Consider the following 25,155-nt stretch of genomic DNA (forward strand, 5'->3'; position numbering starts at 1 on the left):
TATGACTGCCCAGATCATGTCCGGTCGCTGATCTCAGCAAGAAGACTTGCTGCGACAGAGAACTTGGACACACTCAAACCGCCGTCGAGAATTTCGGCGACCGCCTGTGTGGTCCGGATCACAACCGACTGCTTTTTCTCAAGCCAATGAGCAAATCCATCGGCCTGAATGGCAGAGATCGCGATGGCGCGATGCGCGGATGCGAGCGTTGCGCGGGCACGGTCGAGCGCAAGTCCGTCGTAGTAATCGTGGACTTCGAGGTTGCCCGCCAATTCGCTCATCGCACCGAGGCGGAAATGATGCGCAACATCGAAGTATGCTACCGCGGCCTTATCGAGATCGGCTTCGGTCTCTTCCGCAACGATTACGATGTCCGGAATGGCACCTTCCACCGGCAGCCAGGCGATCCGGCGGGCCAGGTCTTCAGGCACCCCTTTCGAAACGTAGGCTGCGACCCGGCTTTTGAGCTCTGCGGCAGGCTCTTCCGGAAGCAGGCTCTCCAGACGGTCGCGGAGGTCTGAAATGCCAGCGTGGAAACGCTCCACAACGGCAGCCAGTCCCTTTTCAAAGGAGACATTGCGTTTGAACCAGACGACGCGTTCCAGAAGCAGGGATTGGACCTCCGAATAGAGTTCCAACTGCAACTCACCGTCGATCTTGGTGTCCAGACGGTCGATCTCTCCATTGAGTTCGGTCAGTCCGTAGCTGTTGCGCACGGCAACGAACCCCTGGGCGATTTCCGTCGTTGTCGCGCCTGTCTGATCCATCAGGCGGGTAATAAACGTTGCACCACCTCTGTTGACCATAGAGTTCGCGAGCATGGTGGAGATGATTTCCCGGCGCAGACGGTGGCCGTTGATTTCGCCCTCGTAGTCGGCCGCCATTTCATCCGGGAAATACCGGAAGAGTTCGCGGGCGAGGTAGTCATCATCGGGGACCGAGCTCTCCAGGATTGCATCATACAAGGTGATTTTCGCGTAAGCCAGCAGGACGCCAAGTTCGGCGCGGGTCAGCAACTGCCCGGCACTGCGCAACTCATCCAGCTGGACATCATCTGGCAACTGCTCGACGACGCGGTCCAGAAGACCCTCACGCTCCAACTGGCGCATCATGCGGACCTGATAGCCGAAGTCTTCCATCCCCTGCAGATGCGTCATGGAAATTGCGAGCGTCTGCAAGTAGTTGTTCCGCAAGACTAGGTCGGCGACCTCATCGGTCATGTGGGCCAGCAGTTCATTGCGCTGCTCGATGTCGAGTTTGCCTGCCTTCACAGCGGCTCCGAGGGCGATCTTGATATTGACCTCCATGTCCGAGGAATTCACCCCGGCGGAGTTGTCGATTGCATCGGAGTTACAGCGGCCGCCCCGTTTGTTGAATTCGATCCGGGCAAGCTGGGTCAGGCCAAGATTGGCGCCTTCGCCTATGACCTTTGCGCCAAGTTGCGGCGCGGTGATCCGGATATGATCGTTCGCCCGATCGCCGGCGTCTGCATCTGTTTCGGTTGTGGCGCGAATGTATGTGCCGATACCGCCGAACCAAAGCAGGTCCACATTCATTTTCAGGATCGCCATCATGACTTCCTGAGGCGTTGCCGTTGCCTTGTCGAGGTTGATAAGGGCGCGGATCTCCGGTGAAAGCGGGATTGACTTCAATTGCCGTGAAAAGATGCCGCCGCCTTTTGAAATCAGGCTTGTGTCATAGTCTTTCCAGGAAGAGCGGCCCATATCGAACAGGCGTTTGCGCTCGTCCCAGGTTTTTGCCGGATCCGGGTCCGGGTCAATGAAGATGTCCCGGTGGTCAAACGCTGCGATCAGTTTGGTTGCCTTCGACAACAACATGCCGTTTCCGAAAACGTCGCCGGACATATCGCCAACACCTGCGGCCGTGAATGGCTCGGTCTGAATGTCCCGGTTCATTTCCCGGAAGTGACGTTTAACCGCCTCCCAGGCACCCCTTGCGGTGATGCCCATCTTCTTGTGGTCGTATCCGGCAGAGCCGCCGGACGCGAACGCATCGCCGAGCCAGAAATCCCGGCCCTCGGAAATGGCGTTCGCAGTATCGGAGAACGTTGCAGTCCCTTTGTCCGCGGCCACGACCAGATAAGGATCGTCGCCGTCAAACCGGGTGACCCGGTCCGGTGGCAGGATCTTGTCCTCATCCAGATTGTCGGTGACATCGAGGAGCGCGTTGATGAAGATCTTGTAGCTCTCCGTGCCCTCCTTGAACCAGGCCTCGCGGTCACTCGCAGGTGGCAATTGCTTTGGAACAAAGCCGCCCTTGGCGCCGACCGGAACGATCACGGCATTCTTGACCTGCTGCGCTTTCACCAGGCCCAGCACTTCGGTACGGAAATCCTGCGGCCTGTCGGACCAGCGCAAACCGCCACGCGCGACCATGCCGAAGCGCAGGTGAACCCCTTCAACGCGCGGGCTGTAAACGAAAATCTCGCGGAACGGACGCGGTTGCGGCAGCTCGTCAATCTTCCGGCTTTCGATCTTGAAGGCAAACGTTGCCTTGGGCTGACCGCCCTGATCAAGCTGATAAAAGTTCGTGCGCAGGATCGATTCAATCACATTCTTGAACCGCCGCAAGATGCGGTCGTCATCCAGGCTGGAAACATCTTCCAAAGCTGCAGAGAACTGGCCTTCAAGCCGCTTCTCGCCTGCATCACGGTCTTCTTTCGATGTGTTCGGGTTGAAGCGCAGATGGAACAAATCGACCAGAGTTGAGGCGATGGCCGGGTAGTTGTTCAGCGTCGACCACATGTAGTCTTCGGAGAACCGGATACCGGCCTGCCGCAGATATTTTGACAGTGCGCGCAGGATGGCGACATCGCGCCAAGCGAGACTGGCACTCATGACAAGGCGGTTGTATCCGTCATCTTCGGCCCGTCCGGTCCAGACAGCCATGTACATGCTTTCCAGCCGGCTCTGCAGAGCATCGCTGAAATCGATGCTGTCCCCAGTGTGCGCTTCAAGGGTCATCTCATGGAGGTACGAGAATGGTGCGTTTGTCGGAGTGATCCGGTACGTCCGCTCGTTGATGACCTTAAAACCCATGTTCTCCAGCAGTGGAACACGGGCGGACAGCGGGATCGGGGCACCTCGGTGATACACCTTCAGCGCCAGCCGGTTGTCCTTTGTGCCAACCGGACGGTGGAAGGTAATCGTGGTGCTGCGAGTGTCGCTCAGGGTTTCAAGCTGAACGATGTCGAACAGCGCGGACTGGGCATTGTAGACTTCCTTGTAGCCGCCATGGAAAGCGAGTGCGTACCGGTCAGCCAGCTGGCGGGCCTGAGCAGGTGCAAACTCTGCAGCAAGTGCCTCGCGCACCGCGTCCGGCCAGTTTCTGACCATATCTGCAACGGCTGCCTCCAGTTCCTCTTGCGGAGGAGCTGGCGTTTCGCCCTTGTCGCGTCCGATGATGTAGTGCACCCGGGCCAATGGGCCTTCAGGATAGGTTACGTACCAGGCAGATAGACGGCCCTCGTACACCGAGGCCAGATACGTCCCGACATTCAGCCGGACTTCGGTGGTGTAACGGTCCCGAGGGACAAAGACCAGGATCGACACATAGCGATCAAACTTGTCCGGACGGGACAGAACGCGGATGCGCGGCCGCTCGTCCAGTTGGAGAATTGCGGTTGAAAACTCGTAGAGCCGGTCGCGGTCGATCTGGAAAAGCTCATCGCGCGGAAATGCTTCCAGCACATTTCGCAGCGCGCGGCCGGAATGGCTCTCCGAATGGTATCCGGCCTGGGCCAAGACGGCGGCGACCTTACGGCGCAGGAACGGAATAGTGCTGACCGGTTCCGTATAGGCGGTTGATGCAAACAGGCCCACAATGCGGAGTTCTCCGATCATGTTGCCGTCGTCGTCGTAAAGCTTTGCTCCGACGTAATCCATGTGAACCCGGCGGTGCACCGTGCTCTTCACATTGGCCTTTGCAATGATCAAAGGTTCCGGTTTTTTCAGGAATTCCCGGATTTCCGGCGTGATTTGAACGAATTCCGAACCGCGGCGCAGCACGCGAACTTCCGGATCGGTGAGAAGGCCGAGGCCGGTGCCCTCGTGGGGAGAGAGCTCACCTTCTTCAACGCCGCCCTCGAACTTGTATTCCCGCATGCCGAGGAAGATGAAGTTGTCTTTCTCCATCCATTCCAGGAAATGGATGGCTTCCCATAACTCGTCACTGCTGCCAAGAAGCTGTGTTGTTTTGTAAGTGTCGATCGCCTCGCCGAGCCGTTCCTGCATTGGCTTGAAATCATTCACAACCGCGCGAACGTCGTTCAAGACGGTGTTGAGCCGGGCTTCGAGGGCCTCACGCTGTTCGGCATCGTCTATGCGGGTGACGTGAATGTGGATTAGGCTTTCCTGCCGGTCCTTCCGCTTCGCTGGCTTTTTCCGGCCGATGGCAGAGATCAGAGCGCCCTTCTCGTCCCGCTCAACGATGAAAATCGGATGCAGGACCAGGTGAACTTCCAGCTTGCTGTCCTGCAGTTCGTCCATCACCGAGTCGACAAGGAACGGCATGTTGTCGTTGACGATCTCGATTACGGTAAGGTTTTTGGCTTTGCCGCCCTTCGTTTTGAAACTCGGATCGGACATGCTCACCCGATGAGTGCCCAGATCGTGGGACTGGAAGTCTTGCCAGGCATCCATGGCAAACCCGGTCAGCTCCTCCGCCGAATAGGTCACCAGATCTTCGGCCGCGCCCCGATCATAAAAGGCGTTGACGAATTCAGCGAGATTGGGATCTTTCTTGGAGAGTTTCTTGTGGACCGCGTCGATCAGCTTGAGTTTTTCGACGTCGTGCTTGTCGGGCATTTTTTTCCCCTTGGGCGGTCATTTGGTTTGGCTCAGCCGCGTGCTATCGTTTTATATTCGCGACACAATTGTTTCAGGACGGGAGGCCCGAATTGTCAAGTAAAGTCACTGCCTTGCAAATCGATTCAAATGTAACATTAAGTGAAAAAACGCAGGCCTATTTCGATTTGTGTCAGGAAAAGCTCGGCCTGGTTCCGAATGTGCTCCAAGCTTATGCCTTTGATGACGCCAAGCTGCGCGCTTTCACCGACATGTACAACGACCTCATGCTTGCTGACTGCGGACTGAGCAAGCTTGAGAGAGAGATGATTGCCGTTGCGGTATCCTCCGTCAATCGCTGTTTTTATTGCCTCACAGCTCATGGTGCGGCTGTGCGCGAGTTGTCCGGCGATCCGGTACTCGGCGAACTCATGGTGATGAACTATCGTGTCGCTGATTTGACAGTCCGCCAGCGAGCCATGCTCGATTTTGCTGTTAAGCTGACTGAAAAGCCGGCGGAAATCCTGGAAAGTGACCGGCAGGGCTTGCGGGATGCCGGGTTCAGTGACCGTGACATCTGGGATATTGCCTCCGTTGCCGCATTCTTCAATATGACCAACCGGGTTGCCGCGGCCAGCGACATGCGGCCGAATGATGAGTATCACTCAATGGCCCGTTGAGGTCTTGGGCTGTGCCGAACCGGTGACAAATCCCACGATTGGGTGTATGACCCAGTCGTTTTTCAATTCTCGAGCTTGAGGAGAGGAGCGGGTCATGACCGCGCGCGTATTTATTGATGGTGAAGCTGGCACGACGGGTTTGCAAATCCGCGAGCGCCTCGCCATGCGCCGCGACATAGAGCTCCTTTCCATTCCGGAAGACAGCCGGAAGGATCCGGCTGCCCGGAAAGACTACCTGAACAAGGCAGATGTCGCGATTCTGTGCCTGCCGGATGCGGCGGCGAAGGAAAGTGTCGCGCTCATCGAGAATGACACGACACGCGTGATTGATGCATCCAGCGCCCATCGGGTCGCCGATGGCTGGGCTTACGGTTTCGCCGAGATGGACGCCGACCAGGCTGACATCATTGCAGCGGCGATGCGCGTTGCCAATCCGGGCTGCTGGCCGCAGGGGCTTATTGCTGCTGTGCGCCCGCTGATTGCCGGTGGTCTCCTCTCGGCCGAATTCCCGGCCACCGTGAACGGGATTTCCGGTTATTCCGGCGGCGGCAAGGGCATGATCGCGGATTATGACGCGAAAGGAGCAAGCGCCAATATGTTTGCCCCGTATGCGCTGGGCTTCAACCATAAGCACCTGCCGGAAATGACCGAATATGGTCTTTTGGACAATGTGCCTTTGTTCACCCCAGCTGTCGGCAACTATTATAAGGGAATGCTGACTGTGGTGCCGCTCAATCTTGCGCGCCTGGACAAGGTCCCGACTGGCGAGCAGATCCACGCTGCCTTGGCCGACCACTTCGCAGCTGCCCCTGGCGGTTTTGTGGATGTTGCGCCACTGGATGGTCTGGAGCGCTCAGATGATCTGGATCCGCAGGCGTTGAACGATACCAACCGGTTGCGGCTGCACGTTTTTGCCAACGATGCGCGGGCCCAGGCTGCCATCATTGCCGTTTACGACAATCTCGGCAAAGGCGCGTCGGGCGCAGCCGTGCAGAACCTCAATCTCATGCTCGGTGTCGATCAGACCACAAGTCTTGCTGCTTGAGGTGATCGGGCCGGAACCCGTTTTCAGGAGAGGAAACCATGGAAAAATTCGAGACCCTCACCGGGGTCGCAGCACCGATGCCGATCGTCAATATCGATACGGATATGATCATCCCGAAGCAGTTCTTGAAGACGATCAAGCGCACCGGTCTCGGCACCGCGCTGTTTCATGAAATGCGCACCAATGACGACGGGTCTGAGAACGCCGATTTCGTCTTGAACAAGGCTGCATACCGCGATGCCAAGATCTTGATCGCCGGCGACAACTTCGGTTGCGGCTCGTCCCGGGAACACGCTCCGTGGGCGTTGCTTGATTTCGGTATCCGCTGCGTGATCTCCACGTCCTTTGCCGACATTTTCTATAACAACTGCTTCAAGAACGGCATATTGCCGATCCAGGTGTCTGAGGACGAGCTGGAAACGCTGATGCATGCGTCTGAGCGCGGCGCCAATTTCACCCTGACGATCGATCTGGAAAACCAGGAGATCAAGGGGCTGGAGAGCGGCGATATTGCTTTCAAGATCGACCAATTCCGCAAACATTGCCTGATCAATGGTCTCGACGACATCGGCCTGACCATGGAAAAGGCCGGTCAGATCGATACGTTTGAAGACAAGATGGGTGAGAGCCGCCCCTGGGTCTAAGCGCCATCTGGTCTACTCAAATCCATAAGCCCGGTGCCCTGCGCCGGGCTTTTTGTTGGAGCGAGCAATGCTCTAACTTCGTATCTCCATCTGGCAACCTGGGGATACCTTTGAGAGAATAAGCCGCATGTGGTGCGGAGCGACCGCGACGCAGCCTTCCGTTGGCCGGTAATCCTCCCGGGCGACATGGAAGAAGATGGCACTGCCCTTGCCCTTGATCGGCGGATACATGTTGCAATCCAGGACGACAACGATGTCGTACAACCGGTCATCACGCCACATTTTCTCGTGACTGGCCTGAAACGGCAAATTCACCAGACGATTGTAGCGGGGATGGCCCGGATCATCGCACCAGCCGAGTTCAGGCTTCAAAACTTCAAGTGGAAGAACCGTTTGCGGCGTTCGGCCTTTGTCAGCGCGATAGTAGACATGCAGTAGCTCGAATGTCCCGGTCGGGGTCGCTCCGTCCCCTTCCCGCTTGCGTGTGGTGATGCCGGAACGGCCCAACGCACACGGAACCGTGATCGATCCGCATCGTAGAAGACCCTTCGTCCGGTCGCGCGGTAACGCGTGAACCTCGAGGATATCTGCCGGTTTTGTGCTCTCCCGCATGGATTGTCCCGCTTGTTTGTTCGGTACCGTGAAAGGTCTTGATAAACCGGAGCTAAAGCCCGCGTGAAGAAGAATTGACGGAACCCTGCTTGTAAGGCGACACTTTCCCGCGCACATAGAGACGGCAACGCGCTTGTGTAGATTGCACAAACCCGCGTGAACACTGAAGATTTTTGGCGAGGACCCGACAAGATGACCGCCCGCACCATTTTGATTGTCGATGATGATACTGAACTGCGCGAAGCGCTTGTCGAACAATTGTCCCTTTACGACGAGTTTGAGACCCTTCAGGCCGACACGGCGACTTCCGGAATTGGCATGGCCAAGGAAGAGCACATCGACCTTCTTTTGATGGACGTCGGCTTGCCGGATATTGATGGCCGAGAAGCAGTGAAGCTGCTGCGCAAAAACGGGTTCAAGGCTCCGATCATCATGCTCACCGGCCACGACGGGGACAGTGACACGATTCTTGGCCTTGAGGCTGGCGCCAACGATTATGTTACCAAGCCTTTCAAGTTTGCAGTGCTGCTCGCCCGGGTCCGCGCCCATTTGCGCCAGCACGAGCAGAGCGAGGATGCGACATTCGCAATCGGCCGCTATTCCTTCCGCCCGGCTGCAAAGGTCATGCAGGAAGACAACGGCTCAAAGGTGCGCCTAACGGAAAAGGAAACTTCGATCCTGAAGTTCCTGTACCGAGCCGGCGAAAAGCCGGTCACGAGGGATGTGCTTTTGCACGAAGTGTGGGGCTACAACTCTGGTGTCACGACCCACACTTTGGAAACGCATATCTACCGGTTGCGTCAGAAGATCGAGCGGGACCCGTCCAATGCCGAGCTTCTGGTGACTGAGGCGGGCGGCTACAAGCTCGTCCCTTAAGCCACAGACTTGTTTGTGACGCGCATATTCGCTTGGACAGACACGATCAATCAGCGTAAATCTTGGGCATGAGCCTTGCCCAAGACATAGCGATTCTCAAAAAGATACCGATGTTTTCGGACTTTCAGGACGATCAGCTCCGACTGCTCGCCTTCAGTGCCGAGAGCATGGATTTCAGCGCCGGTCTGCGCCTCTTCGATCAGGATGAGCGGGCGGACGGCGGACTTGTGATCACCGATGGTATGGTGACGCTGTCAACGCGCGGCGAAGACGGCTTTGAAGAAGTCGACAAGGTCGGCCCGGGAACACTGTTGGGCGAAAGCGCGCTGCTGGTGGAAACCAAGCGTCCCTGCCGCGCAGAAGCTGCCGAACCGGTCCGGATCATCCGCATCCGCAGAGCTCTCTTCAAACGCATGGTGTCCGAATATCCGGAACTTGCGCAGCGTCTGTTCGATCAGCGGGCCGCCCGGTTCCGTACAACCATGGGCCGTCTGAAGCCCATCGGCGATAAAATGGCCGAACTGGAACAGCTCAATGCAGAGCGCCGGGCAAAAGAAGAGGGCTGAGCCCGCTTTTACCTCGTGTTTTATACCATCGCCATGACCCGGCTTGGGCCGCCAGTGCCGCCACGGTTTTTCGGGGCACCCACAATGAGTGTCGCGCCGCTCGGTGGCAACGCATCAAGATTGGCGATGCATTCCAGACCCCAGCGGCCAGACGGAAGCCAGGCGTAATGGGCGGCAAAATCCTTCGAAATCCCATGATCGAGTGACAGGCTGTCAACGGCAAGCCCGGCGACGTCGGCTTCTTCCATCAGCATCTGAACCGCTTCGATATGAAAGCCGGGAAAATGCATCACGCCATTTGCATCTGCATTGCGAAACATGTCTGAAGATGCATGTGCACTCCAGCCAGAGTTCATGGCAACGCACGCTCCGTTGGGAATGTCTCCGTGTGCCGCGACCCACGCCTTGAGATCCTCCGGAGTGACTTGCGCATCCGAGTTATCAGCGGCGCGTTCCTTGATATCGATGATGCAGAGCGGCGTAACCAGTTTGTCGACGGGGATCTCGGCAACGGATTGACCATCTGCGGAAAAGTGCAGCGGCGCGTCTAGATGGGTGCCCGAATGCTCATCGATTGAAAGGCTGTAGAGATTGTACCCGTCCTTGGCGAAGTCAAAGATTTTCTCCACCCGGTATCCAGGCTCACCCCCAAATGTTGGAAAGTCTTCCGAGAGTTCGTGCGTAAGATCCAGAACTTGAGCAGGTGTCTGCGCCATTGCCGGCAAAGTGCCTGCAATAGAGGTCGCTGCGGCAACGCCGGCTCCGGCCGCCGCGGCCCTGAAAACATCGCGCCGGGACAGCATTTTCTCCTTCACCGACTTGATAACACACAGATCGCACATGGATTTGTCCTCCGGTTCCGCGTTGGGATTACACCCACTGTGCGAGCGGCCAGGAGCTTCGGCAAGTGACTTTTTGGAAAGGTGACAATCGGCGGCGTCCGTGGCGATCCAAACACGCACCTTGCTCTCGCCTATAAATTGCAATAGCGTTTCGTTAAATCTAAAGGGGAGTTTGATGGTCAGCCGCGTGACCACAGTGGCCTTTCAAGGTATTGAGGCAGTTCCGGTCGATGTCCAAGTGCATGTCGGGCCGGGCATGGTCGCCTTTACGATCGTGGGCTTGCCGGACAAGGCGGTGGCAGAAAGCCGGGAGCGGGTCCGCGCGGCTCTGTCTGCCTCAGGTCTTGCGTTGCCTGCAAAGCGTGTCACGGTCAATTTGGCGCCAGCGGACCTTCCAAAGGAGGGATCCCATTACGATCTGCCGATTGCACTCGGGGTGATGGCGGCAATTGGCGCAATACCGGCCGAGTTTCTGGAGAACTATGTCATTCTGGGCGAGTTGGCGTTGGATGGCACCCTTGCTCCAGTCGCAGGCGTCTTGCCTGCCGCCATGAGCGCAAACGCACTGGAAAAAGGACTCATCTGTCCTTTCGAATGTGGCGGAGAAGCCGCCTGGGCAGACGGTGAAATGGACATTCTGGCGCCGCGGTCCCTGATCCAGCTCGCCAATCATTTCAAGGGAACGCAGGTCCTCTCCAGGCCCGCAGCCAAACTCCGGGGCGATCCGGTTGGCATTCCGGACCTTGCAGATGTAAAGGGTCAGGAAAGTGCCAAACGCGCTTTGGAAATCGCGGCGGCTGGTGGTCATAACCTGCTGATGGTCGGACCGCCGGGATCCGGCAAATCCATGCTGGCTAGCCGCTTGCCCTCTATTCTGCCGCCGCTCACCCCGCGCGAACTACTTGAAGTCTCCATGATCGCCTCGCTTGCAGGGGAACTTGCGGATGGCAAACTGTCCGACCGCCGCCCGTTTCGCGCACCGCATCACTCGGCCTCCATGGCGGCCCTAGTCGGCGGTGGCTTGCGGGCCAAACCTGGTGAAGTCTCGCTGGCTCACAACGGGGTTCTTTTTCTGGACGAGCTCCCCGAATTCAATCCCCAGGTGCTCGACAGTCTGCGTCAGCCGTTGGAAACGGGTGAGGCCATTATTGCGCGGGCCAATCACCGGGTGACTTACCCGGCTCGCATTCAGATGGTGGCGGCGATGAACCCCTGCCGGTGCGGTCATGCTGGGGAACCGGGACACCAATGCCGGCGCGGAGAACGATGTGTGACAGAATACCAAGCCCGGATATCGGGGCCGTTTCTGGACCGCATTGATCTGAGGATTGAGGTCCCTGCGGTCACGGCAGCCGATCTGATCGGCCCGGCAGAAAGTGAGCCGTCTTCAGAGGTCGCCAAGCGGGTTCTGGTGGCCCGCAAACTTCAGGAACAGCGTTTTTTTGATCTTGGGGTTGCGGCGCGGACCAATGCGCAAGCCCCGGCCTCGGTGGTCGAAAAGATGGCGCAACCAGATGACAAGGGTCTCGCCTTCTTGCGTGAAGCTGCTGAGACACTGCAGCTTTCAGCTCGGGGCTACCATCGGGTGCTGAAACTTGCCCGGACCCTCGCCGATCTTGACGGTCTCGAGACCGTTGCCCGGATCCACTTGGCTGAAGCGCTCAGTTATCGCGGCCAGGATCTCTCACGGCGGGCAGCGTAACCGAACCGGCTGACGTTCCTTGTATTCGTCCGGACACCGTCCCATGTCATGCCTTGCACTCAAATTCGGAGGATGACGCATGCTGGTGACAACAACGCCGACCATTCAAGGCAAGGATCTCGATTACAAGGGCCTGGTGACCGGCGAGGCCATCCTCGGCGCGAACTTGTTCAAGGACATTTTCGCCGGTATCCGCGACATCGTGGGCGGCCGGTCTGCAGCCTACGAAGAAGAGCTTTCCAAGGCCCGCCAGATCGCAGTTGAAGAAATGTGCCAACAGGCACAACGGCTTGGCGGTAATGCTGTAATCGGAGTTGATATCGATTATGAAACTGTGGGCCAGAACGGCTCCATGCTGATGGTGAGTGCGACCGGTACCGCTGTCACAATGCGCTGATGACGGATCCCGTAGATCAACAGTTTCAGATTGTGTCCGGCTTTCCCGAAGATCAACGGGAGACGGCAGCTGCCTTGTTTTGGCAAGCGTTTTCCGGAAAGCTCGGCAAGATCCTGGCCCCGGATGACAAGGCGCTCTCCTTGATTGCCCGTCTCCTTGATTCTGACTTCGCAATCAGTGCGCTGGATAAAGACGGCGGGCTTATAGGAATGGCCGGGTTCAAGACCAAGGACGGCGCGCTGGTTTCTGGCAGCCTGTCGGACATGACAACCGTCTATGGTCTGTTTGGAGGGCTGTGGCGCGGGATTGTGCTGGATCTCCTGGAGAGAGAGCCAGAGCCCGGACTTTTGTTGATGGACGGAATTTTTGTGAGTGCCGAAGCACGCGGTCTTGGCGTTGGCACGGCCCTTTTGAATGCAATCTGCTCGGCTGCCGTTGCGCGCGGCTGCTCCCGGGTTCGGCTGGATGTTATCGATACCAACCTGCGGGCAAGGGCGCTTTATGAGCGGTCGGGGTTTGTGCCGGCAGGCACTGAGGAAACAGGACCGTTCAAATACATTTTCGGTTTCTCATCTGCGACGCGCATGGAAAAGCCGTTGCAAGCCGCTTGACGACGCCAGATCCGCACTGGAAGCTTTCAGTTGAAAGACTAACCTGGAGCGTTTCATGACATCTCACGGATATGAAAGCGGGCGGCTCAACCTGCCCTTTGTCGGAATTTGCACATTTGGAAAGTATCCGTACCAGCCGGATTGGGATGCCATTGACGCAGATGTCGCCGTTCTTGGAGCGCCGTTTGATTTCGGAACCCAATGGCGCTCTGGAGCTCGAATGGGGCCAAGGGCGATCCGGGAGGCATCAACACTGTTCTCCTTCGGCCACGCCGGGGCCTATGATTTCGAAGATGACATTACCTACCTGCCTGCGGAAACCACGCAGATTGTTGACATTGGTGATGCAGATATCGTTCACACAGACACGATCGAGAGCCACAAACGCATCGAGTTTGGTGTTCGTAAAATACTTGAGGCCGGAGCCTTGCCAGTCGTGCTAGGGGGAGATCATTCGATCAATATTCCCTGCATCAATGCTTTCGATGGTGAAGAGCCAATCCATGTGGTGCAGATTGATGCCCACCTTGATTTTGTCGATGAGCGACATGGTGTGCGATACGGCCATGGCAATCCCATGCGCCGGGCGGCTGAAAAGTCTTATGTGACCGGCCTCACCCAAATCGGCATCCGCAACGTTTCGTCAACGGCCCGCGACGGTTATGAGGCGGCACGCCAGATGGGCTCGGACATCGTATCTGTCAGACAGGCACGGAAACTGGGCATAGACGTGCTTCTTGCCAAGATCCCGAAAGGCAAACGTTACTATCTGACGCTCGACATTGATGCTTTTGATCCATCCATCGCGCCGGGCACGGGTACGCCGAGCCATGGCGGGTTTCTTTATTATGAAATTCTGGAGCTGATCGACGGGCTTGCGAAACAGGGGGAGATTGTCGGGATGGATCTTGTTGAAGTTGCTCCGGACTATGATCCCGCCGGTGTCACAAGTGTTTTGGCCGCACAAATTCTCATGAACACAATCGGCAGGATTTTGCACCAACGGTCCAAATCATGAATGGGGTCAACACAACTCATGATGGGTCGTATATCGATGAGTTGCTGATATGTGCACCAGGGTTGCAAAACATGTCGGTATTTCTGATCGGGCGTAGAGCTGTTTGGTGACATCATTCGGAATTCCTTGATTATCCAGGTGAGAGGTGCTTGAAAATTCCCAAGGGTAAATTCTTGATGTGGGGTCACCGTCCATGACTGACTTGGCAGCTGAGGCGCAACAAAGTGCCAGAGGCGTGGTCATTGGCTTGATCGTACCTGACATCACCAATCCGTTCTTTGCTCAATTGGCAAAAAGCATCGAGATGGAAGTTGCTTCGCGGGGCGGCATGGTGATGCTTGCCAACTCCCATGACGATCCGGGCATTGAGCTCAAACAGGTTCGGGCTATGCACGAATGGCCCGTCACGGGGATCATCGTGGTGGCCGGTTCTGATGCCAGCCGATCCTATTCCGCGGAGCTGCCGATCATATCCCTTGATCGCCGTTACGGCACATATCCCCTGGTTGCGACCGATCAGCGGGATGGCGCGCGCAAGGTCGTCGATCATCTGCATGGTCTGGGGCACCGGATCATCGCCTATATAGCCGGGCCGGAAAACCTGGAGGTCGCCCGCGAGCGGCGCGACGGGTTCATTGAGCGGGTCAATGAGCTTTCCACGCCGGATGATGAGATTGATCTGACCGTTCACACCGGTGAATTTGATTTTGCATCCGGCGAGGCTGTTGCCCGAAACATTCTCCTGCAGTTGCGCAGAGGCTTTCGCATCACCGCCATAGCAACGGCAAGCGACCAGCAGGCAATCGGTGTTCTGCGGTGCGCGCGTGACCTTGGTGTGCACGTTCCGCAGGATGTCTCCGTGATCGGCTTCGACGACATCACCTTGGCATCTCTTGTTGTTCCGCGTCTCACGACCCTGCGCCAGCCAATCGAGGACATTGCTTCGGTCGCCGTTGATCGCATTGTCGCCAAGATGGAGGCGCCCTCGGATCATGCCGTCCGCGGCTCGCTAATTGTCCGCGAATCCACCGCACCGGCAAGCCGCTGGGATTAAATCCGCCTCACGGGACGTGCTGTTGAGATGACCTCACAAGATTGTGGATTGAACGTTAGCGGTAGGCCAAACATCTCCTACAAGAGGAGACACTTGGGAGATTCAGCATGATGAACCGGCGTATTGTTCTTGGCCTCGCAGCTGCCGGCGTTGCGGCGATCGCGCTTCCATCCGACCCGGCTTTTGCAAAAGATCCGTTGGCCCTGACCGGTTATGATCCGGTGTCCTATTTTTCCGGCCGCGCCCCAGCAAAGGGGTCTTCAGAATTCACTGCACAACATCGCGGCAAGACGTATCAGTTTTCGAGCGCTCAAAACCGGGATGCGTTTGCAGCCAATCCCAGCCGTTTCGCCCCTCAATATGATGGTTACTGCGCCTATGGTGTTGCCCGCGGCTATAAGGTGGGCGTCGACCCGCTGGCCTATAAGGTCGTCGATGGAAAGCTTTATGTGAATTACTCGCGTTCGGTTCAGCGCACCTGGAGCCGCGACGTTCCCGGATTTATTTCCAAGGCCAATCAAAACTGGCCGAGCCTGAATTGAAAAGGCGTCTTTCGGTCGAACTGATCGCGAAGAGTTGTCAAAGGCGACGGCTGCGGTACCTATGGTCTGGCGATAAGTCTGGTGCGGTTTACGAGGGGCTTTTGATGGAAACGCGCGGAGCGTCTTTGGCGGTTTTGATTGTCTTGGGTCTGAACGGCGCAGCTTTCGCGGTGCCCTCCGACACTGAGGACCTGCCACCCAAGCCGACACAGACCTCGACCGAATGTCCGGACGGGAAGGCCTGGGATAAAGAGAGCAACCGCTGCATTGATATCAAATCGGATCTCTTTGACGACAATGACAGGTTCCTAGCCGCGCGTGAACTCGCCTATGCGGGACGCCTGACGGCGTCAGCGCAGGCGTTGGATGCTATTTGGGAGCAAGACCGCCCTCGCGTTCTCACCTATCGGGGATTTCTTGCGCGGAAGGCCGGGGATTGGCCGCAAGCTGAAAAATATTACCTTGCAGCACTCGCTGCGGATCCGGACAGCTTGATGACGCGATCATACATGGGGATGGGGTTGTTTGAGCGCGGCGACAAAGCTGGAGCGATCGGCCAACTCCGCGAGATCCGGGCACGTGGGGGCCGGGGCGGATGGCCGGAAAGAGCATTGCTCATGGCGATGCGGGCCGGCGGTAAAACCAGCTATTGAAGTTTGCGATTTTTCTCCGTTGCCGAGGAGGTCTCAAGGCTTCAGCCACGGCGGCGCCTTGCCGATTTTCTCAAGCAGAAAATCAATGAAAACACGCACTTTTGCAGTCAGGACATTTGACTTCGGGTATATCAGCCAGAGCATGGAGGGATCATCGACGATGTGGTCCGGCAGTACCCGAATGAGTGTTCCTATTTTCAGCTCCTGATGCACACTCCAGAGAGAATTGGCCGAAATACCGGCTCCGGCGAGAGTGGCGAGCTTTTGAGAGAGACCGTTGTCCATCGTTAAACGGGCGTTGTGACCCCGGGTATCGAACACGCCTTCCGGACCTGTTGGGCTCATCAGCGGTTTCGCGGTGCGGGCGGCAAAACCGATCAGTTGGTGTTGCTGAAGCTCGTCTGGAGCCTTGGGTACGCCATGAGCTGCAAGATATCCCGGGGAAGCGCATAGGATGCGCGTGTCATCCGCGAGTTTCCGGCCCTTCAGGCTGGTGTCTTCCATAGCCGAGTTTCGGAGTGCAAGATCGAAACTCCCGTCAATCAAGTCATATTTGACGTCTGATAATCGCAGATCGAGGCGGATGCCGGGATGCCGTTCCATGAACTCTGGCAACATCGGAACGATGTAAAGCTGGGCAAAGGTGCTTGGCGCGGTAAAACGCAATGTTCCGGTCGCCTCCGGTTTGCCATGCCCGAGTGCCGCGCGTGCCGCGTCCTCCTGCGCCAGGATTTCCCGGGCATAGGGAAGAAACTCCGCCCCTTCTTGCGATAGCGAGACTTTGCGCGTGGAGCGGTGCAAGAGATCCGAGCCGAGAGAGCGTTCCAGTTTGGCTAGCCGTGCACTTGCAATGGAAGGGGCAAGCCCCAACACCTTGCCGGCTGCACTGATGTTGCTTTTTTCGGCGGCCAAAACAAACAGGCGCAGGCATTCGGTATCCATTTTATTATCCCGAATTTCAGAATAGTGAAGTCTCAAATATTCTGTTTATGGAGAGAATAAAAGAAATATCTTCAGTTTGAACAAACACACCATGGGCGAGGATCCACGTCATGCTGAAACGCACCTCAGACGGCGGTTTTCAGTCATTGAATACCGCGTACAATGCCACTTTCCGGCAGAACAGGATGAGCATCGGTCTCGTCGTTCCAATTGAAAACTATGCCAATAGCGCCGTGCCGACGATGCAGGATCATTTGGATCGGGTAAAGTTGGCGGATAAACTGGGTTTTGCTGCTGTTTGGTTGCGCGATGTACCGTTCGATGTCCCGTCTTTCGGGGATGCGGGGCAGACCTTTGACCCGTTTGTCTATCTGGGAACCCTGGCGGCCGTCACTGACCGCATCGCGCTGGGCGTTTCCAGCATTATCCTGCCGCTTCGGCATCCGGCACATGTTGCAAAGGCGGCGGCGACAGCGGATGTGCTTTCTGGCGGCCGTTTGCTGCTCGGGATTGCGTCTGGAGACAGGCCGGCGGAATTCCCTGCGTTGAATGTTTCATTTGAAACCCGCGGCAATGCGTTTCGTGAAAGCTATGACTACATTCGCCGCATGGCTGACCCTACTCCGGCTTTCAACAGCCCGCTTGGCGCACCATCCGGAGGGATGAACATGCTGCCAAAACCAGTTGCAGATCGGTTGCCGATACTGATTACAGGTGGCAGCCAACAGGAGCCGGACTGGATTGCCCATAATGCAGATGGTTGGATGACCTATCCCCGAAACGTTTCGCACCAAGCCGAGGTGATCGAGGACTACCGGCGGCGCGTCGCTGCCGCGGGTTTGGCGGACAAACCGGTCATGCAACCGCTCTATGTCGACTTGCTTGAAGACAAGGATGCTCCGCCACAGCCGATCCATCTCGGCTTCCGGTTTGGGGTTCGGGCTCTGAACCGCTATCTGGTGTCCCTTGAAGAAATCGGTGTGAACCACGTGGCCCTGAATCTTCGATTCAATCAAGCAAACACTGAAAACACCTTGGCCCGGCTCGCCGATGAGCTGCTGCCCAACTTTCACGCGTGAGGTTACTGATGCAAAAGACAATTCTTCTCACCGGGGCCACCGATGGTATCGGGCTGGAAACAGCGAAACGGCTTGCCGCGGACGGCCACACGCTGTTGATTCACGGACGAAACCCGGACAAGCTGGACAGGGTGAAGGCTGATCTGGAGGCTCTTCCGGGCGCCGGTGAGGTTGAGGCGTATGTGGCTGATTTTTCAGATCTGGCCGATGTGAACAGTCTGGCGGACACCATTCGCAGCCACCGCAATCATCTGGACGTTCTGATCAATAACGCCGGGATCCTCCGCACCCAGGATCCTTTGAACAAAGACGGCATGGATGTCCGCTTTGTGGTCAATACGATCGCGCCGTATCTCCTCACGCGGAAGCTGTTGCCGCTGATGGGGAATGCAGGCCGGGTGGTCAACTTGTCTTCGGCTGCTCAGGCGCCAGTCAACCTGAAGGCCTTGGCCGGTCAACAAGGGGCCTCTGACATGGAGGCTTATGCGCAGAGTAAGCTTGCCATCACCATGTGGACACGGGATTTGGCACGCGAGTTGGGCTCCGACGGGCCAGTCATCGTGGCTGTCAATCCGGCCTCCCTTCTTGGCACCAAGATGGTGAAAGAGGGGTTCGGTGTGTCCGGTAGTGACATCGGTGTCGGCGTCGACATTTTGATGCGGGCCTCCTTGTCTGAGGAGTTCGCCGGCCGGTCTGGAGCTTATTTTGATAATGATTCCGGACGCTTCGCGGACCCGCATCCGTCAGGAATGGATCCGAAGGCTTGCGCTGAGGTCGTTGCAACGATCCGCGATGTCCTTGCGCACACCGGCCTGCCTGCAAATTAAAGCGCAGGCCGGTCAAGTCTGCCGATCGATTTCTTAAGGTGTTGCCGGACTATCCGCGGCCCCGGTATGGCTGTACCCCTTGCTCGGGGATCCAGACCTCCTCCGGGGCTGGGCCGGTCTGGTAAAAAACGTCGATTGGAATCCCGCCGCGCGGATACCAGTATCCGCCGATCCGCAACCACTCAGGATCGAGCAGATCAACGAGGCGCTTGCCGATTGAGACCGTGCAGTCTTCATGGAACGCGCCGTGATTGCGGAAAGACCCCAGGAAAAGTTTCAGGGACTTGCTTTCGACCAGGAAGTCCTTGGGCACGTAGTCGATGACGAGATGCGCAAAATCCGGCGCGCTGGTCAGAGGGCACAGCGAGGTAAACTCTGGTGACACAAAGCGCACCATGTATTTTGTGCCGGCTTGCGGGTTTGGAACCTTTTCCAGAACAGCGTTTTCCGGGCTGTCGGGCAGCTCTGTCGATGCGCCGAGCTGGGTGAGGTTTTCGTATATGGATTTGTCGCTCATCTCAAACGCCTCTCAAGTTGCCCCAGATCAGGGTATGTAGCTGCGGTAGGACCGTTGGTGTATACCACCGGTCACCGGCCACTTTGTCCACCAGCCAGCGCATCCGGTCCATGATACCGGGCATGTCGATCGGAGCATCTGCTGTGGCCGGTGACGGTGGCGTGTGATTGCCAGGCTGCAGATAAAGCGGCAGCTCCGGGTAGCGCGCAGCAAGATCCTTGGCATAGTCGTAGTCCGCGTCATCGAAGATCACGGTTTTCAAGACTGTCTGGGTCTCGGATCCGGCCGCCTCGACACATTCCGCGAGTTTTTGCCAATCCGTGTCCATGCCGCTGGAGGGCGGCTTGGGGCTCAAGGTCAGGACATCGAGTGCCGCAAACCAGTCCTTGGCGATGCTCCCCTGCGTCTCCAGGGCAAAACGATAGCCTTCCCGTTTGCCGAGTTCTATTAAAGATCCAAGTGGCTGTATCGCCGGATTGCCCCCTGACAGCGAGACCATCAAAGGCTTGCCACCGCTTAGGATTTCGATCTGCATCAGGATCGCCTGCGGCGTCATCGGGTGCCAGTCGTCCCGGTAGGCGCTGTCGACGGCGTGCAGTGTATCGCACCAGCTGCAGCGATAGTCGCAACCGCCGGTGCGCACAAAGACGGTTGGCTGACCAATCAGGGCACCTTCACCCTGAATCGTTGGACCGAAAATCTCGTTGACCCGGATTTGTCCGATGCTCATTGGCGGGCCTCCGCGGGGATATAGGTCAGCGGCCGGTACTCGGCGCATGTTTTGGGCGTTTCCTTCACCCGGACAGCCGTCGTCTCTGGCCATTTTTGAGCGCACCAGTCGAAAAGATGCTTGGCGAGCCGCTCCGCAGTGACACAGTCATCGCCGAGCACGTCATTGAGATGCCGGTGATCGAGTGTGTCGTCGATATAGGTCTTCAGGGATTTCAGCTCATTGTAGTCCCGGACAAAACCGATTTGATTGAGCTCAGAAGACGCCAGTTCAACTTCGACCACGTAGTTGTGGCCGTGAAACCGGGCGCAGGGATGATCGTCCGGAAGGCCGATCAGCTGGTGCGACGCGGAGAAATGAAATTCCTTGGTGATCCTATACATTACAGGCCCCTTTCCAGAAGTTGGGGTCGGCATAGGTTGTTGGATCGTCCACGCCAGCCAGATGGAAGGCTTCCCGCCGTTCAACACAGGTGCCACAGCGTCCGCAGTGAATGTCACCGCCTTTGTAGCAAGACCAGGATTTGGTGTGATCTACGCCCAGCTTTGCGCCCTCGGCTGCGATATCGGCTTTGCTGACACGCACATACGGCGTGTAAAGCTTGATCTCGCCCATTCCTTCCAAAGCATTGCGCTGCATTTCCTCAAAGCTCTCGGTGAAGGCGGGCCGGCAATCCGGATAGATGAAATGATCGCCGCCATGAACGGCTGTTGCGACCGCCTCGGCGCCGCGAGCAGAGGCAATTCCATAGGCAATGGTCAGCATGATCGCGTTGCGGTTGGGCACCACAGTGATCTTCATGGTGTCTTCGGCATAGTGGCCGTCGGGCACATCAATGTTATCGGTCAGCGCCGAGCCGGTTAGCTGGCGGCCGATGTTCGTGATGTCGATCAGGATGTGCTCGGTGTTGAGCGCATCGGCACAGGCTTTGGCATAGTCCAGCTCCTTTTTGTGGCGCTGGCCATAGTCGAAGGAGATCAGGCCGATCAGCTCGTTTTCTTGCGCGATTTTGTGCGCAAGGGTGACGGAATCCATTCCGCCGGAACAGATGACAAGTGTTTTCAACGTATTGGTCCCTTGTTTTCGCTGTGGACGTTCGTTGAAACGCCCGTCACCGGGTAGGCTGCGACCGGTGGCCTGCCTTTGAAGCAAGCGGCGCGCCTTATAACAGGCTTGAGCGAAAAGGGAAGAGACTTTGATTCCGGCACCGGTTGAGATGCCGACAAAGCTGGACCGGATACTCTTGGTTCATTCTGGTTAGAAGGCCCCAATCAGTGATCCGGTCCTACATTTCGGACGACCGCGAAGAGTATTTTCAAGCCTAGATCGCGATTTGGGTTGCGCTTGTTATTTCACGAACCATGGTCTTGATTGTCTTCCCTCCAAGGCTTTCAACACTCAAAGTCGATAGAAGCGCCTCGTTTTGGGTGATATCCGCGTCCGCATATGCGTCAAAGCCAAGGTCTGTCCGGGTTTCCAGCTCATGAACAGAAATCTGGAACAACCGGAATGGATCGAAGTCGAGCGTTTCCAGATCACTCAGCAGGTCGTTCTGGGAAAGCACGAAGCAGGCGGCTGTCGGGTTGCCATCGGTACCACGATAGGCGACCAGTTTCCAATATTCCCGTGGGATCCGGGCGCCACGATACTCAATGTCCTCGTCAGAAAAGACCGGTCCTGAAATCACAGACACGCGAATGTCCAGATCGGCAGCCTGTTCCAGGATTATGTTTTCAAGCCGCCCCCAAAGCCCGCCAAGGCTGGAGCGATTGTAGCGCTCATGTTGAGGGGCAATGTTTGTGTAGTAATAGGAATCCTTGTTGGCCTGGCGTGCTTCGGGCACTGGCCCCCAGGCCAAATCCGCCCTTCGCGCGATGTGCCCGCGATCCAGCTTGTTGTCTTCATAAAGACTGTTGTTCCACTGCAGACCACTCTCGATTCTTGGATCTTCCTTGAAGCTGTGACTGCCCAAGGTCACTTTTCGCGCGCCGTCGACGTTCCACGCCACAAAGCGGGCCATGCGCCGTTTTGCGCTCAGGCATACGGAGAAGTGGGTATAGGGAATTGTCTGCTTGCGGCCAAAATTCACCGCGTCCCGTTTGATGGCGGTCGACATGCCGGGCATTGGTGCGTGGAAGCCGAGGAAGTCGGAATCGTATCCAGAGCGGGCTCCAAAGGCTTCCGGCGCATCACCTGGAACGAGAATTGTTTCCGGGGGTTTCAGTGAAAACCGGAGCTTGTTCATGATGGAGGCCGGGTAACAGGCAAGCGCATGTTCGTCCGGGTTGTCGCCGGTCTCGCCCGCAAAGTGGAGCCCTGCGAAGATGTCAGTCGCTTTTTGTTTGTCGGTGATCATCCATGCACTGCCGGAGTCGCCGCCCATGCTGATCTCGTTGTTCGGTGCGGGTTTTTTGGGATCCGGTGCAATTTCAAAACAACCGATTGCCTTTTCGCCCACAAGACCGCCGTAATTGATTTTCGCGATGACGTCGGTCCGCCTGACTATGCCGTGGGTCGTATTGGTCGTGCGTCCCGTCTTGACGACTTTGTCGTCGAGCTCAACTGCTGCCATTCTCTGCGGTGCAACGCCAAGGTTATGGATCTCTGGATCAAATTCGCGGTCCCTCAGCCGCGAGATGGCGCAATCGCCAGCGATCCCAAGATGACTCCTTTCCAAGTCACCGCAGTAGTTGTCCGCGATGTTGTTGTCGTCATGGGGCCCAGGCTGAACGATCGGGTCACCGATCTCACCCGTTGGTCCGTGAAGAACGTGCCAGTTGGAGAGAATACACGGCGCCCCGGTTTCGTCGTCGAATACGATCATGCCCAGTGTGCCCGCGGTGCCATCAACGTGTGAAACGCTTGCCCCCGGGACAACTGGATCGAGTCTTGTTTTCAAGTCGGACTGGGTCTCCGGACTGATAACTTGATAGGACGGCTTGAACCCGCGTTCCACGACATCGGTCGGGATTGTAATGCCTTCAAAAGCGATTGCTTTTGGCAGTTCCTTTGTGCCCAGGGCTTCCAGCCCCGACACTTCTGTTTTCTGACCAACTGTGAACACAACACTGACTTCGCCGGTGTTGTTCTTCCGGCCTATTCCGATGGATGTGACGTTCGGATCGTCAAGGTAGTCGCTGCCGCGCGTTCTTATGAATTTGCGCAGTATTTGCTGGGTGGATTCTGTATCGGATTTACCTGTAGTCTTGCGTTTTTTGGCCATGGTTCACTCCAAAAAAACATAGGAACTCGCCCGGCATTTAAACGTGATATCGAATTTTCATCAACTTAAGATATAAGAAATTTGAAAATGTCACCAAATACAATCATTGATTGAATTAGAGGGTGTGTCAGGCCCAAATCGCCATGCGCAGACCTTTGCCGTCTCGCTGATAGTTTTCAGGAAACGGTTCGGCCTGCCGGTTGAAAATCCGCTCTGCAATCAAACTGTTGGCCGCCGCATCTAGGAGATCGTCGCGGCCACACCCCCTTGGAGGCTTTTGATCCAGGAAGGGTTTTGGCAAACCTTTGGAAACAAGCAGATCGCGGCGCAGATCAAGGCCGGATGGGTTCGCGCGGCTTTTCACCTTTTTGGGCATGCTCATTTCCGCCTCCCCGTTCAGGCGCCAAAAGGCGAGTTCCGGATGCACCTCGTAGATCCGGCTTTCCAACTCGGGCGTCATCAGGTCGTCGATTTCACGGATCTTGGGGAACAGATAAAAGCATTGTTTTGAGACCTTGCGGGGTGGACTTGAGGTTTTAAGCGACGTTTCACACGAAGCCCTGTAATCCTCCTCGTAGACCGCAGCACGCGACGGCACAGAGAACACGGAAGACTGACGCATTCCAAGGTGCTTTCTAGCAGCTTTTTCAGCCCCCCTGCCATCCGGTCCAAGGAGGTTTGGAAGCCCGATCGGCATGTCGACCGCAATGATCTTCAACTCGGGCAGGAAGGAAAGAAAATCCGCAAAGTGTTCAAAGAGCTGAAGTTTGAGATTTTTGGGGTCGCTCAGGTTTCGTAGAACTGCGATCCAGCCGGCCCGGCAGCCGTCAACACCGGCGACCCAGGTCCCGGCGCTCTCAGGCACGGACTTTGGCTTCCATAACACGCCGGGAAGTGACAAGCGCCATGGCCCGGACCACGGACTGCTGTTCATCGGCGAAGAGGAGCTCATCCGCTCCTTTTTTGACGCTGCGCGCGACAAGTTCAAAAACAGAGGCCGAAGCGCGTTTTACGGCCTCCTCATCATCCAATCCAGCGAGCCGGTTGATCAAAAGTAAACCGGCCATCAGATCACCCGTGCCATGCGGCGGGTTGGCAATGGCTGCGTGTTCCGCGGCAACGGCGCCCCTTGGGCCGGCGAGCAGATTTGAGATAGCGTTGCGGCGCAAGGCCGGCGCCGACGTCACCAGGACGCGCTCGGCGCCCAATTCCCGAGCCGCCGACAGAGCCTCCAGCTCGCTGGAGATCTCTCTGCCGGTCAACCAGCCAAGCTCAAAGCTGTTTGGGGTGACGATATCGGCCAGCGGAACCAGATGGTCCCGAATGGCTTCTGCAGTCGCTTCAGGAACGTAAAGTCCACCACCTGAAGCAGATGTGTGATCGCCCATGACCGGATCGCACAGATAAGGCGCATCGGGGTTGGCGGTTTTGACCGTCTTGATCAGATCCGCAATTGCCGGAGCCTGATCCGGGCTGCCGAGATACCCGGAGATGATACCACCAATCTCGCTAACCTTCGCCGATCCCGCCAGGTCGGAGGCGATTGCGGAAAAATCAGCGGTTGGCGGCACGATCCGCGTTCCCTTGCCGTGCCCCGGGTGCCAAGGCAGCAAGATGGTCGGAAGGAACCAGACATCATGACCGTTCCGCTCCAGCGCAAACGTCAGACCGCGGCCGGAAATGCCGCCACGCACCACTTGAGATGTGATGACAAGGATCGGTTTTGTCGCCGGTTCAAATCCGGCAGGCGGCTGCGTCATAGGCGGCTTTCAACTGAGGTTTCGCCGGAT

Annotated in this window: 25 protein-coding genes; 14 read left to right on the forward strand and 11 right to left on the reverse strand. The window is 57.0% G+C overall.

Features of this window, described 5'->3' with window-relative positions; translation table 11 throughout:
* Positions 1–14: 14 nt before the first annotated feature.
* A complete protein-coding gene (locus tag SADFL11_RS18040) occupies positions 15–4,826 on the reverse strand; it encodes an NAD-glutamate dehydrogenase (protein ID WP_008195932.1) in 4,812 nt (1,603 codons plus the stop codon).
* A gap of 92 nt (positions 4,827–4,918) precedes the next feature.
* On the opposite strand from SADFL11_RS18040, the gene SADFL11_RS18045 reads away from it, so the two are divergent.
* The 3 genes from SADFL11_RS18045 (at position 4,919) to leuD (ending at position 7,174) form a co-directional block, all read left to right on the forward strand.
* Positions 4,919–5,485 carry a peroxidase-related enzyme gene (locus SADFL11_RS18045; RefSeq protein ID WP_040451182.1) on the forward strand — a complete coding sequence of 189 codons (567 nt, stop codon included), beginning with the start codon at positions 4,919–4,921 and terminating at the stop codon, positions 5,483–5,485.
* A 94-nt stretch (positions 5,486–5,579) separates the two neighbouring features.
* A complete protein-coding gene (gene argC, locus SADFL11_RS18050) occupies positions 5,580–6,530 on the forward strand; it encodes an N-acetyl-gamma-glutamyl-phosphate reductase (protein ID WP_008188858.1) in 951 nt (316 codons plus the stop codon).
* A 38-nt stretch (positions 6,531–6,568) separates the two neighbouring features.
* Positions 6,569–7,174, forward strand: a complete 606-nt coding sequence (gene leuD, locus SADFL11_RS18055) for a 3-isopropylmalate dehydratase small subunit (protein WP_008193412.1) — start codon at positions 6,569–6,571, stop codon at positions 7,172–7,174.
* Positions 7,175–7,246: 72 nt separating this feature from the next.
* Here leuD and SADFL11_RS18060 read toward each other — a convergent pair whose 3' ends face one another.
* Positions 7,247–7,786 carry a L,D-transpeptidase family protein gene (locus SADFL11_RS18060; RefSeq protein WP_040451180.1) on the reverse strand — a complete coding sequence of 180 codons (540 nt, stop codon included), beginning with the start codon at positions 7,784–7,786 and terminating at the stop codon, positions 7,247–7,249.
* Positions 7,787–7,978: 192 nt separating this feature from the next.
* Between SADFL11_RS18060 and SADFL11_RS18065 the strand changes: the two genes are divergently transcribed.
* On the forward strand, positions 7,979–8,662 hold the full coding sequence (locus SADFL11_RS18065; RefSeq protein ID WP_008195291.1) for a response regulator transcription factor: 684 nt from the start codon (positions 7,979–7,981) through the stop codon (positions 8,660–8,662).
* A 110-nt stretch (positions 8,663–8,772) separates the two neighbouring features.
* Positions 8,773–9,228 (forward strand): Crp/Fnr family transcriptional regulator, encoded by a 456-nt coding sequence (locus SADFL11_RS18070; protein ID WP_208981429.1) that lies wholly within the window; start codon positions 8,773–8,775, stop codon positions 9,226–9,228.
* Positions 9,229–9,248: 20 nt separating this feature from the next.
* Here the strand turns inward: SADFL11_RS18070 and SADFL11_RS18075 are convergent, their stop codons facing one another.
* Positions 9,249–10,070: a cyclase family protein gene (locus SADFL11_RS18075; RefSeq protein ID WP_040452660.1), complete on the reverse strand. Its 822-nt coding sequence runs from the start codon at positions 10,068–10,070 to the stop codon at positions 9,249–9,251.
* Positions 10,071–10,245: 175 nt separating this feature from the next.
* Here SADFL11_RS18075 and SADFL11_RS18080 point away from each other — a divergent pair, with 175 nt between their 5' ends.
* The 7 genes from SADFL11_RS18080 to SADFL11_RS18110 all read left to right on the forward strand — a co-directional run bounded on the left by SADFL11_RS18080 (position 10,246) and on the right by SADFL11_RS18110 (position 16,047).
* On the forward strand, positions 10,246–11,772 hold the full coding sequence (locus SADFL11_RS18080; protein ID WP_008193721.1) for a YifB family Mg chelatase-like AAA ATPase: 1,527 nt from the start codon (positions 10,246–10,248) through the stop codon (positions 11,770–11,772).
* Positions 11,773–11,851: 79 nt separating this feature from the next.
* A complete protein-coding gene (locus SADFL11_RS18085; RefSeq protein WP_008190235.1) occupies positions 11,852–12,169 on the forward strand; it encodes a heavy metal-binding domain-containing protein in 318 nt (105 codons plus the stop codon).
* Positions 12,169–12,780, forward strand: a complete 612-nt coding sequence (locus SADFL11_RS18090; protein ID WP_008195781.1) for a GNAT family N-acetyltransferase — start codon at positions 12,169–12,171, stop codon at positions 12,778–12,780. The genes SADFL11_RS18085 and SADFL11_RS18090 overlap by 1 nt, the downstream gene beginning before the upstream one ends.
* A 55-nt stretch (positions 12,781–12,835) precedes the next feature.
* Entirely contained in the window at positions 12,836–13,798 is a 963-nt protein-coding gene (speB, locus tag SADFL11_RS18095; protein WP_008193240.1) for an agmatinase, read from the forward strand.
* A gap of 193 nt (positions 13,799–13,991) precedes the next feature.
* Positions 13,992–14,852 carry a LacI family DNA-binding transcriptional regulator gene (locus SADFL11_RS18100; protein ID WP_134853078.1) on the forward strand — a complete coding sequence of 287 codons (861 nt, stop codon included), beginning with the start codon at positions 13,992–13,994 and terminating at the stop codon, positions 14,850–14,852.
* Between the two features lie 107 nt (positions 14,853–14,959).
* The gene (locus SADFL11_RS18105) at positions 14,960–15,394 is read left to right on the forward strand and encodes a YHS domain-containing (seleno)protein (RefSeq protein WP_040451176.1); all 435 of its coding nucleotides are present in this window, start codon (positions 14,960–14,962) and stop codon (positions 15,392–15,394) included.
* Between the two features lie 104 nt (positions 15,395–15,498).
* Positions 15,499–16,047, forward strand: a complete 549-nt coding sequence (locus SADFL11_RS18110; RefSeq protein ID WP_040451174.1) for a tetratricopeptide repeat protein — start codon at positions 15,499–15,501, stop codon at positions 16,045–16,047.
* A 33-nt stretch (positions 16,048–16,080) separates the two neighbouring features.
* Here SADFL11_RS18110 and SADFL11_RS18115 read toward each other — a convergent pair whose 3' ends face one another.
* On the reverse strand, positions 16,081–16,989 hold the full coding sequence (locus tag SADFL11_RS18115; protein WP_008193681.1) for a LysR family transcriptional regulator: 909 nt from the start codon (positions 16,987–16,989) through the stop codon (positions 16,081–16,083).
* Positions 16,990–17,099: 110 nt separating this feature from the next.
* Here SADFL11_RS18115 and SADFL11_RS18120 point away from each other — a divergent pair, with 110 nt between their 5' ends.
* A complete protein-coding gene (locus SADFL11_RS18120) occupies positions 17,100–18,068 on the forward strand; it encodes an LLM class oxidoreductase (RefSeq protein WP_008195002.1) in 969 nt (322 codons plus the stop codon).
* Positions 18,069–18,076: 8 nt separating this feature from the next.
* Positions 18,077–18,895 carry an SDR family NAD(P)-dependent oxidoreductase gene (locus tag SADFL11_RS18125; protein ID WP_008194996.1) on the forward strand — a complete coding sequence of 273 codons (819 nt, stop codon included), beginning with the start codon at positions 18,077–18,079 and terminating at the stop codon, positions 18,893–18,895.
* A gap of 49 nt (positions 18,896–18,944) precedes the next feature.
* On the opposite strand, the gene queF is transcribed toward SADFL11_RS18125, so the two are convergent.
* The 7 genes from queF to pdxY all read right to left on the reverse strand — a co-directional run bounded on the left by queF (position 18,945) and on the right by pdxY (position 25,125).
* A complete protein-coding gene (gene queF, locus SADFL11_RS18130; RefSeq protein WP_008189010.1) occupies positions 18,945–19,412 on the reverse strand; it encodes a preQ(1) synthase in 468 nt (155 codons plus the stop codon).
* 1 nt (position 19,413) lies between these two features.
* Positions 19,414–20,142 (reverse strand): 7-carboxy-7-deazaguanine synthase QueE, encoded by a 729-nt coding sequence (gene queE / locus SADFL11_RS18135; protein WP_008195671.1) that lies wholly within the window; start codon positions 20,140–20,142, stop codon positions 19,414–19,416.
* A complete protein-coding gene (gene queD, locus SADFL11_RS18140) occupies positions 20,139–20,525 on the reverse strand; it encodes a 6-carboxytetrahydropterin synthase QueD (RefSeq protein WP_040451173.1) in 387 nt (128 codons plus the stop codon). The genes queE and queD overlap by 4 nt, the downstream gene beginning before the upstream one ends.
* Positions 20,518–21,207 (reverse strand): 7-cyano-7-deazaguanine synthase QueC, encoded by a 690-nt coding sequence (queC, locus tag SADFL11_RS18145; protein WP_081450630.1) that lies wholly within the window; start codon positions 21,205–21,207, stop codon positions 20,518–20,520. Before queC ends, queD begins: the two co-directional genes overlap by 8 nt.
* A 256-nt stretch (positions 21,208–21,463) precedes the next feature.
* Positions 21,464–23,365 carry a DNA/RNA non-specific endonuclease gene (locus tag SADFL11_RS18150; RefSeq protein WP_008196284.1) on the reverse strand — a complete coding sequence of 634 codons (1,902 nt, stop codon included), beginning with the start codon at positions 23,363–23,365 and terminating at the stop codon, positions 21,464–21,466.
* Between the two features lie 127 nt (positions 23,366–23,492).
* A complete protein-coding gene (locus tag SADFL11_RS18155; RefSeq protein WP_040451172.1) occupies positions 23,493–24,230 on the reverse strand; it encodes a DUF429 domain-containing protein in 738 nt (245 codons plus the stop codon).
* Complete coding sequence (gene pdxY / locus SADFL11_RS18160; RefSeq protein ID WP_008196082.1) at positions 24,223–25,125, reverse strand: pyridoxal kinase; 903 nt, start codon at positions 25,123–25,125, stop codon at positions 24,223–24,225. The genes SADFL11_RS18155 and pdxY overlap by 8 nt, the downstream gene beginning before the upstream one ends.
* Positions 25,126–25,155 lie beyond the last annotated feature (30 nt).

This window comes from Roseibium alexandrii DFL-11, from assembly GCF_000158095.2.
Lineage (GTDB): Bacteria > Pseudomonadota > Alphaproteobacteria > Rhizobiales > Stappiaceae > Roseibium > Roseibium alexandrii.

Bases quoted from the DNA above. Each gene is read 5' to 3' on its own strand.
- SADFL11_RS18040 (WP_008195932.1), bottom strand. From the start codon at position 4,826: ATGCCCGACAAGCACGACGTCGAAAAACTCAAGCTGATCGACGCGGTC.
- argC (WP_008188858.1), top strand. From the start codon at position 5,580: ATGACCGCGCGCGTATTTATTGATGGTGAAGCTGGCACGACGGGTTTG.
- leuD (WP_008193412.1), top strand. From the start codon at position 6,569: ATGGAAAAATTCGAGACCCTCACCGGGGTCGCAGCACCGATGCCGATC.
- SADFL11_RS18060 (WP_040451180.1), bottom strand. From the start codon at position 7,786: ATGCGGGAGAGCACAAAACCGGCAGATATCCTCGAGGTTCACGCGTTA.
- SADFL11_RS18065 (WP_008195291.1), top strand. From the start codon at position 7,979: ATGACCGCCCGCACCATTTTGATTGTCGATGATGATACTGAACTGCGC.
- SADFL11_RS18070 (WP_208981429.1), top strand. From the start codon at position 8,773: ATGTTTTCGGACTTTCAGGACGATCAGCTCCGACTGCTCGCCTTCAGT.
- SADFL11_RS18075 (WP_040452660.1), bottom strand. From the start codon at position 10,070: ATGTGCGATCTGTGTGTTATCAAGTCGGTGAAGGAGAAAATGCTGTCC.
- SADFL11_RS18080 (WP_008193721.1), top strand. From the start codon at position 10,246: ATGGTCAGCCGCGTGACCACAGTGGCCTTTCAAGGTATTGAGGCAGTT.
- SADFL11_RS18085 (WP_008190235.1), top strand. From the start codon at position 11,852: ATGCTGGTGACAACAACGCCGACCATTCAAGGCAAGGATCTCGATTAC.
- SADFL11_RS18090 (WP_008195781.1), top strand. From the start codon at position 12,169: ATGACGGATCCCGTAGATCAACAGTTTCAGATTGTGTCCGGCTTTCCC.
- speB (WP_008193240.1), top strand. From the start codon at position 12,836: ATGACATCTCACGGATATGAAAGCGGGCGGCTCAACCTGCCCTTTGTC.
- SADFL11_RS18100 (WP_134853078.1), top strand. From the start codon at position 13,992: ATGACTGACTTGGCAGCTGAGGCGCAACAAAGTGCCAGAGGCGTGGTC.
- SADFL11_RS18105 (WP_040451176.1), top strand. From the start codon at position 14,960: ATGATGAACCGGCGTATTGTTCTTGGCCTCGCAGCTGCCGGCGTTGCG.
- SADFL11_RS18110 (WP_040451174.1), top strand. From the start codon at position 15,499: ATGGAAACGCGCGGAGCGTCTTTGGCGGTTTTGATTGTCTTGGGTCTG.
- SADFL11_RS18115 (WP_008193681.1), bottom strand. From the start codon at position 16,989: ATGGATACCGAATGCCTGCGCCTGTTTGTTTTGGCCGCCGAAAAAAGC.
- SADFL11_RS18120 (WP_008195002.1), top strand. From the start codon at position 17,100: ATGCTGAAACGCACCTCAGACGGCGGTTTTCAGTCATTGAATACCGCG.
- SADFL11_RS18125 (WP_008194996.1), top strand. From the start codon at position 18,077: ATGCAAAAGACAATTCTTCTCACCGGGGCCACCGATGGTATCGGGCTG.
- queF (WP_008189010.1), bottom strand. From the start codon at position 19,412: ATGAGCGACAAATCCATATACGAAAACCTCACCCAGCTCGGCGCATCG.
- queE (WP_008195671.1), bottom strand. From the start codon at position 20,142: ATGAGCATCGGACAAATCCGGGTCAACGAGATTTTCGGTCCAACGATT.
- queD (WP_040451173.1), bottom strand. From the start codon at position 20,525: ATGTATAGGATCACCAAGGAATTTCATTTCTCCGCGTCGCACCAGCTG.
- SADFL11_RS18150 (WP_008196284.1), bottom strand. From the start codon at position 23,365: ATGGCCAAAAAACGCAAGACTACAGGTAAATCCGATACAGAATCCACC.
- pdxY (WP_008196082.1), bottom strand. From the start codon at position 25,125: ATGACGCAGCCGCCTGCCGGATTTGAACCGGCGACAAAACCGATCCTT.